The organism is Arthrobacter sp. Bz4, from assembly GCF_003075455.1.
GTDB lineage: Bacteria > Actinomycetota > Actinomycetes > Actinomycetales > Micrococcaceae > Arthrobacter_D.
Window position 1 is genome coordinate 1 of the sequence record NZ_QDAE01000078.1, and the last position, 915, is coordinate 915.

Annotated in this window: 3 protein-coding genes; all 3 read left to right on the forward strand. The window is 62.2% G+C overall.

Annotated features, from left to right (window positions below; all coding sequences use genetic code 11):
- On the forward strand, positions 1-230 hold a 230-nt coding region (locus DDA93_RS16560; protein WP_207771379.1), incomplete at its 5' end, for a hypothetical protein.
- Between the two features lie 86 nt (positions 231-316).
- Positions 317-454: a hypothetical protein gene (locus tag DDA93_RS16420; RefSeq protein WP_165802670.1), complete on the forward strand. Its 138-nt coding sequence runs from the start codon at positions 317-319 to the stop codon at positions 452-454.
- 333 nt (positions 455-787) lie between these two features.
- Positions 788-913, forward strand: a complete 126-nt coding sequence (locus tag DDA93_RS17045) for a hypothetical protein (RefSeq protein WP_263971932.1) — start codon at positions 788-790, stop codon at positions 911-913.
- Positions 914-915 lie beyond the last annotated feature (2 nt).

A 915-nucleotide genomic window follows, 5' to 3' on the forward strand; every position in this document is an offset into this window, starting at 1 on the left:
CGGTTCAAGGTCTTCGCCCTCCCCAGATTCCGCTGCTGTATCCGGACTCTAATGTCGTCGCATTCGACATCCCGCACACAGTCGGAAGCTCCCGCTTCGGGAGGGAGCAGGGACGTAGGGCCATCCCGAACCCACCAGGTGACCTCATGCCCCGCGCCTACAAACTGCCTAACGCAGCCGCCATGATCGTTGAGATCGAAGCCGTCCAGGAAGTCCTCAACGACCTCTAGGCCTGCGCCCGTGAACTTGCCTCCAGCATCGGCTCCGTGTCACCCGCGCTTCCGCCGACGCACCTTTCGCAACGACACCAGCCAAGGTGATCTTCGGCCTCCAGCCCGGCGGCAAGATCACCGCCGACAGTTGGGTGTTCATCAAGACCCACGACGCCGTCGAACCGGCCCGCGGCGCTAAGGGGGAAGCGCGCGAAGCCCTGGCAGCCCTGTCTAGGCAGTAGTAGAGGACGACGGCGAAGCCTCCCGTCGTCGTCCCCCTTGGACAGTTCTGGCGGCGGCGGTACTGTCAGCAGCCCGGTCGATGGCAAGCGAGTTTCGGTGAAGTGTTGACAGGATGATCGTGCACGGGGACTCTGGTGATCACTACGGCTCATTCCAGGCCCGCGTCGTCATGGTGCCAAAGGAAGCAGGTGGATAGGGCCTGAGGGCTTGCGATCAAGAGCACACGGCCGAGTGGGAAACATGCGGCACCTTCTCCCCGGCCGCCGAAATGCACGCATGCAAGTCATTCGCAGCCGGGAGCCAAACCCCAGTACTCATGAAAGGCCAAGGCGATGTCAGATATCACCATCATCGGAAGCGGGCACATGGCCCGCGCAATCGGCTTCCGCATGATCCACGCACGAAAATCAGTGCAGATCGTCGGGCGCAACACGATCAAGACGGAGGGACTGGTGTAAGA